The sequence below is a fragment of the Pseudomonas sp. HMSC066A08 genome (genome assembly GCF_001813025.1).
Classification (GTDB): Bacteria; Pseudomonadota; Gammaproteobacteria; order Pseudomonadales; family Pseudomonadaceae; genus Pseudomonas; species Pseudomonas aeruginosa.
The window spans coordinates 251809-258052 of record NZ_KV811348.1; the positions used below are offsets into that span (position 1 = coordinate 251809).

The following is a 6244-nucleotide window of genomic DNA, read 5'->3' on the forward strand; positions in this document are numbered from 1 at the left end:
GCCCGGCACCTTCAGTATAGGCAGGCGTCGGCGAAACGCCCGCAAGGCCGACGACCAGGCCGCGGCGCTCGCCGGGCCGGGTACTGGACGAAGCTTCGGCGGACGGTTACAACCTTGGGGTCCGCCCGCTCGAAACCGGCCCCGGCGTGCTCCGAACGGCCCGTCCGCAGCGATCCAGGCGCACCAGGAGGAAAGCCATGGACCCGCGTCAAGCCTGCCTCGATTGTCTCGCCCAGGAACCGCCAGCGCTGTTCGAGGCGGCCCTGTGGATCGCCGCGGAGCACCTCCCGGCGTATTCGCCCGCCCACGCCCTGCGCGAGCTCGACGAACTCGTCCGGCAGATCGGCGCCAGCCTGGACGACCGCGCCTCGGCCAGCGAGCGCGCCCAGGGGTTGCTGCGGCGAATGAGCGAACAGGGTTTCTGCGAGGACGACGACTTCCCCCTGCAACCGCGCTCGGCCCTGCTCCCGCTGGTGCTGCAGCGGCGCCAGGGGCAGCCGTTGTCGCTGGCGCTGGTGGCCATGGAGCTGGCGCGGCGGCTGGACATTCCGCTGGTCGGAGTGAACTTCCCGGGACGCTTCCTGCTGCGCGTGCCGCAGGCCGACCATCTGCTCGACCCGGCTACCGGGCGGCGCCTCTATACCCCCGACTGCCGCGAACTGCTGCTGCGCCTGCAAGGGCCGAAGAGCGAACTGCAGGCCGCCTACCTGAAGCAGGCCTCTCCCGGGGAAATCCTCCAGCGTCTGTCGCGCAACCTGCGACAACTGCACAGCGCCGCCGGCGAGCCGCTGGCCGCGCTGAAGGATGCCCAGCGGGTGATCGAACTCGGCCCGGTGGGCGCCGCCGACCACGAGGCCCGCGCCGGCCTCTATCGGCAACTGGATTGCCCGCAGGCGGAACGCTACGACCTGGAACGCGCGCTCTTGCTCAGCGACGATCCCACCGAGCAACTGCGCCTCGGCCAGCGCCTGGGCGAACTCGCCCCGCCGACCGGCCGCGCCCTGCACTGAGGCCGCTCAGGCGAGCAGGCCGAGGGCCTTGGCCCGCGCCACCGCCTGGGTCCGGCGGGCCACGCCGAGCTTGCCGTTGATCCGCCGGGCGTGGGTCTTCACCGTGTGCAGGGAAATGAACAGTTGCTCGCCGATCTCCTGGTTGGAACAGCCCTGGGCGATCAGGCCGAGCACCGCCAGCTCCCGGCAACTGAGCGGACTGAGCCCCTCCTCTTCCTCCCCCGGCAGGGCGGCGAAAAGTTGCGGCTGGCGATCCCGCAGTCGCCGCTGCGGCAGTTGCAGGCCTAGCCGCTCCGCCAGCTCCAGGCCGCTGCGCAGGGTTTGCTGGGCCTGGGGCAACTGTCCGCAGAGGAACTGGCACTCGGCGATGCCCATGCGCACCTCGCAAAGCAGCGTCTGCCGCCCCTGCGCCTCGAGAATGGCGAGCAGCCCGCGCAGCCGCGCTTCGGCGGCGGCAGCCTCGCCGCTGTAGAGTTCGGCCAGCGCCAATTGGTGCTCTACCCGCGCTTCCAGCTCCGGTTCGGAGGGCGGCGACAGGCGCGACCGTCCCGGCTGGAAGTAGGCGCGGACCCGCAGCAGGATCTCCCGCGCCTGCGCCGGCCTTCCCTGCTGCAGGGTCAGGGCGGAGCTGACCAGCAGTAGCGCGCCGCGATACAGCGGATCGGGGACATGGCGCTGCTGCATCAGCCGCTCGACCTCCAGCAGGCGGTTGAACGCCGCGTCCAGGTCACCCTGCCCGGCTTCCAGCAAGGCCAGTCCCAGGTAGCCGTAGAGCGCCCAGGGGTCGAGATTCTCCCGTGCCTGCTCCAGCCCCAGCCGATACCAGTGCCCGGCCTCGACCTCGCGGCCCTGCTGCAGGCACAGGCGCGCGCGGCGCAGGGCGATCCGGCCGAGCATCGGGCTGCCCTGCTGGCCGAGGTCCTCCAGGTAGCGCTGGGCACGATCGAGGACGCCTTCCGCGCGCAGCAGTTCGCCGCGCTGCTCCAGCCACTGCGCCCGCTCCAGTTCGATCAGCGCCTCGAAGATCAGGCTGTCGTGCTCGCGCGCCAGGCGCAAGGCATCGCGGCCGATCAAGCGCGCCTGGTCCATCCGCCCCTCGATCATCGCCAGTTGCATCAGCGCCGAGCGGCAGATCAGTCCCTGCGACCAGGCGTCCTCCGGCAGTTGCTCCAGCGCCTCGCGCAGGTAGTCGGCGGCGCCGCGCTCGCCGCGGCAGTGCAGGAGGATCCCGAACAAGCCCTGCCATTGCGCCAGCAGCACCCGCTGGCGGGACGCCGAGGGCATCGGCAGGAAGCGCGCCAACTGGCCGATGCAGTCTTCGGCTTCGGCCAGGCGTCCGGCGTAGAGCAGCGCCCAGGCATTCAGGATCACCAGGCGCGGCGTGCTGGCCAGCAGCGCCGCCGGCAGTTCGTCGCGCAGGGCCAGGACCATGCCGATGTTGTGGCCGTGCAGCAATTGCTCCTCGGTGAGCTTCTGCAACAATCCGGCGGCGGTCTCCGGTTCGTCGGCGGCCAGCGCCTGGTCGACCGCCTCGCGGGTCTCGCCGTGTTCGGCGAACCATTCGCAGGCTTCCCGGTGGAAGTCCCGCTGCGGGCGCTGCGGCGCTTCGCGCCAGGCCTCGCGGATCGCCGGCGGCAGGCTGTAGCGCTGGTTCATATCGGCCAGCAGGGGGAAGCCCCGCGCCAACAGGTCGTCCAGCCCGTGGGGCAACTCCTCGAACAGCCGGCGGAACAGCTCCGGACCGACTTGCGGCAGCCAGGCCAGGGCACGCGCAGCGTCGGCCAGCGGCGGCGGCAGCTCGTCGAGCAACTCGTGCTGGAGGTATTCCTGCAACAACGGTCCGGCCGTCTCTTCGCCGACCAGCAGGCGCAAGCGCAACGCGGCGCACCAACCGCCGCTGCGTTCCAGCAGTGTCCCGGCCGTGCCGGCATCGGCGCTGCGCCCGTGCAGGCGGAGCAGTTCGGTGACCTCGTCGGCATCGAACGCCAGCAGGCCGCCGTCGACCTCCAGCAACTCCCCTTCCAGCAGCAACCGCGCCAGGTTGCACTGCGGCCGCCGCCGGCTCGCCAGCCACCAGCCCACCCGTGGCGAGGCCGCGCTCAACAGGCGATCGAGGCAAGCGTCGAGGGCGGGGTCGGGGTGCCGTGGGTAATCGTCGAGCAGCAACCACAGCGCGGAAGCGTTGCGCAGCCGCCGGCACAGTTGCGCTTCGTCGCTTTCCTCGGCCAAGCCGAGGGCGCCGGCCAGGCGGCGGCGGAAGGTCGCAGGGTCCAGCGCTTCCCCGCCCAGCGCCAGCCAGACCACCTGCACCCCAGGCGGCGCCCGCCGCGCGCATTCTCCGAGGAGGACGGTCTTGCCGCTGCCGGCGGGTGCGCAGAGCAGTCGCAGGCGGCATTCTCCGCGTAGCAGCGGCTGGTGCAAACGGGGCCGCGGCAGGTGCTGCGGCGGCAGCCGCGGCAAGGCGGCGGGCAGCTCGGTCGGCTCGGTCATGGCAGTGCTCTTGTTCTGTCGAAGCGCCTTGCCGGGAGCCTAGACCGCGCCTGCCCCGCTGCTGAACGATGATTGCGCCGGGTGATGGGCCGTCATAACGAACGAGCGCGTCGACACAAGCCGACACGCTCGTCGCGACTGGCCGGGACTCAGCGTACCCCTGCGTTGCGCAGGGCGGCCGGCGTGTAGTCGGCGGACGAGGCCTTGAAGCCGAACTCGTAGCCGCGCTTCTCCTCGTTGTTCATGCCCAGCGCCAGGTAGCGACCGGCGATCACGTCGTAGAGCGCCTCCAGGGTGTAGCCGGCGACCTTCTGGTCGTAGTGGTACTGCGCGTGGCCCTCGCCGACCCGCCAGAGCTGGCCGCGACCGTCGTAGTGGTCGACCAGGGCGATCTGCCAGCTGTCCTCGTCGATGTACATGTGGCGCTTGGCGTAGATGTGCCGCTCGCCCGGCTTCACCGTGCCGACCACTTCCCACACCCGGTGCAGCTCGTAGCGGGTCAGGTCCTGGTTGATGTGCCCGGCCTTGATGATGTCGCCGTACTTCAGGCTCGGGTCGTTGAGCTTGTAGGCGTTGTAGGGGATGTACATCTCGCGCTTGCCGAGCAGCTTCCAGTCGTAGCGGTCCGGGGCGCCGGAGAACATGTCGAAGTTATCCGAGGTGCGCAGGCCGTCGGCGGCGGTGCCCGGGCCATCGTAGGCCACCTGCGGGGCGCGCCGCACGCGGCGCTGGCCGGCGTTGTAGACCCAGGCCAGGCGCGGCTCCTTGACCTGGTCGAGGGTCTCGTGGACCAGCAGCACGTTGCCCGCCAGGCGCGCCGGCGCGGTCACCTGCTGCTTGAAGAAGGTGAGGATGTTGGCCGCCTTGCTCTGGTCGAGGTCGGGCATGTTCTGCGGGAATGCCACCGACTCCTCGAAGCGGATCGGCGTGAAGCTGCCGTTGGTCTGCGGGGTGGCCTGGACGATGGTGCGCTTGAGGTTGCCGCCGCGGTAGCGAGTGATGTGGTTCCAGAGCACTTCGACACCGTTCTTCGGGATCGGGAAGGCGTAGTAGCGGCTCTTCTCGAAATTCGACAGGCCGTTGCCGTCGTTGATCGGCTGCACGTTCAGCGCGCTCTGCTTGACCGCCTCGTCGATCTCGGCCGGCAGGGCCACCGTGCGATGGGTCTTGTACACCGGGATCCGGTAGGTCTCGGGGTAGCGCTTGAACATCGCCAACTGGCCGTCGGAGAGCTTGTCCTTGTATTGCTCGACGTTCTGCGCGGTGATGGTGAACAGCGGCTTCTCGTCGGCAAAGGGATCGGAAAGGAAGCCCTTGCCGTCGACCTTGCCGGCACTGGCCGCGAGGCCGCCGGTCCAGGCTGGGATGCTGCCGTCGGCGTTGCCTTCCTTCTGCGCGCCGATAGGGGTCAGGCTGCTGCCGAGCCTGGCGGCCTCGTCGGGCGAAACCGCCGCCGTCACCGAACCGGCCAGCAGGCTGAGGGCCAGCGCCCCGGAGGACAGGAGTCGTGCTGTTTTCATGCGTTGTTATCCTTGTTCGTATCCGCGAAAGCGGCCGCCCCGAAGGGCGGCGGACCTCAGAAGTTCACCCCGAAGCTCACCGCGAGGAAGTCGCGGTCGTTGATCGGGTTGTAGTTGCCGCCGAAGAAGTCGGTGTAGCTGATGCTGGCGGTATAGGTGTTCTGGTAGTCGGCATCGAGGCCGACGCTGACGGCCTTGGCGCCCTCGCTGAAGTTCGGCCCGTAGCCCTCGACGTCGTGCGACCAGGCCAGGTTCGGCTTCAGGTTGACCCCGGCGAACACGTTGGGATATTCGAGGATCCCGCGCAGGCGATAGCCCCACGAGTTGCGGGTGTAGAAGCCGTGGCTGTTGCACTCCTGCGGGTTGGCCACGTTGAGCGCGCCGGTGCACAAGGCGTTGTTCGGCAGTTCGCCGATGCCGTAGATGGCGTCGCGGCCGTAGCGCAGGTCGTCGCCGTCGACCCCGCTGAGGTGGTTGTAGCCGACTTCGCCGACCACGGTCAGGCGGTCGGCCGCCAGTACCCGGTCGAAGAACTGGGTGACGGTCACCTGTGCCTGGGTCACCGGCTTGCGCACGTAGCCGTTGATCACCTCGCCGGCGCGCGGGGTGGCGAAGCCGCTGTCGTAGATCGGGTTGCCGAACAGGGTGGTCGGGTAGATCGCGGCGATCGACATGTCGGTGCTGTTGATTTGTAGCGGCATGTTCGGCCGGTAGCTCAGCTCGCCGGCCACCGAGGTACTGCCGATGTTGGTCTGGAAGCTCAGGCCGTAGAGGCGGATGTCCTCGGGATAGTCGATGAAGTAATAGCCGGTGGAGCGGCCGGTGACCGGGTCGGAGGTGGCCAGGCCGTTGCCGGCGATCACACTGTAGTACGGGTTGCGACTGTGGTAGTTCATCGCGTACAGGCCGAACTCGGTGTCGTTCAGCTCCGCCGCGTACCAACGCAGGGCCAGGCCCCACTGGCCGCTGTCGCGGGCATCGCGATCGCCGGCGCGCGGCAGGTAGCGGTAGCCGTTGGCCGGGTTCGGGTCGAAGTCGCTGCCGGCGTAGACCATCCGCTCGCAGCCATCGGCGACCACGTCGGTGGTAGAGAAGAAGGTGCCGCAGTTGTCGATCACCGTCTGGTCCCACTCCAACTGGTAGAAGCCTTCGACGGTCAGCGCGTCGCTGATGCCCTGGGACAGGTAGAGCATGTTCACCGGGATCAGGCCTTCCTTGATCTCC

4 protein-coding genes are annotated in these 6244 nt (G+C 69.3%); 1 reads left to right on the forward strand and 3 read right to left on the reverse strand.

Annotated elements, in window-relative coordinates:
* The first annotated feature begins 197 nt into the window (after positions 1–197).
* Positions 198–1010 (forward strand): SirB1 family protein, encoded by an 813-nt coding sequence (locus HMPREF2886_RS24985; RefSeq protein ID WP_003162663.1) that lies wholly within the window; start codon positions 198–200, stop codon positions 1008–1010.
* A gap of 6 nt (positions 1011–1016) precedes the next feature.
* Here HMPREF2886_RS24985 and HMPREF2886_RS24990 read toward each other — a convergent pair whose 3' ends face one another.
* The 3 genes from HMPREF2886_RS24990 to HMPREF2886_RS25000 all read right to left on the reverse strand — a co-directional run.
* On the reverse strand, positions 1017–3500 hold the full coding sequence (locus HMPREF2886_RS24990; RefSeq protein ID WP_033975533.1) for a LuxR C-terminal-related transcriptional regulator: 2484 nt from the start codon (positions 3498–3500) through the stop codon (positions 1017–1019).
* A gap of 149 nt (positions 3501–3649) precedes the next feature.
* Positions 3650–5020 carry a DUF1329 domain-containing protein gene (locus HMPREF2886_RS24995; RefSeq protein ID WP_039027820.1) on the reverse strand — a complete coding sequence of 457 codons (1371 nt, stop codon included), beginning with the start codon at positions 5018–5020 and terminating at the stop codon, positions 3650–3652.
* Between the two features lie 56 nt (positions 5021–5076).
* On the reverse strand, positions 5077–6244 hold a 1168-nt coding region (locus HMPREF2886_RS25000), incomplete at its 5' end, for a DUF1302 domain-containing protein (RefSeq protein ID WP_049310733.1).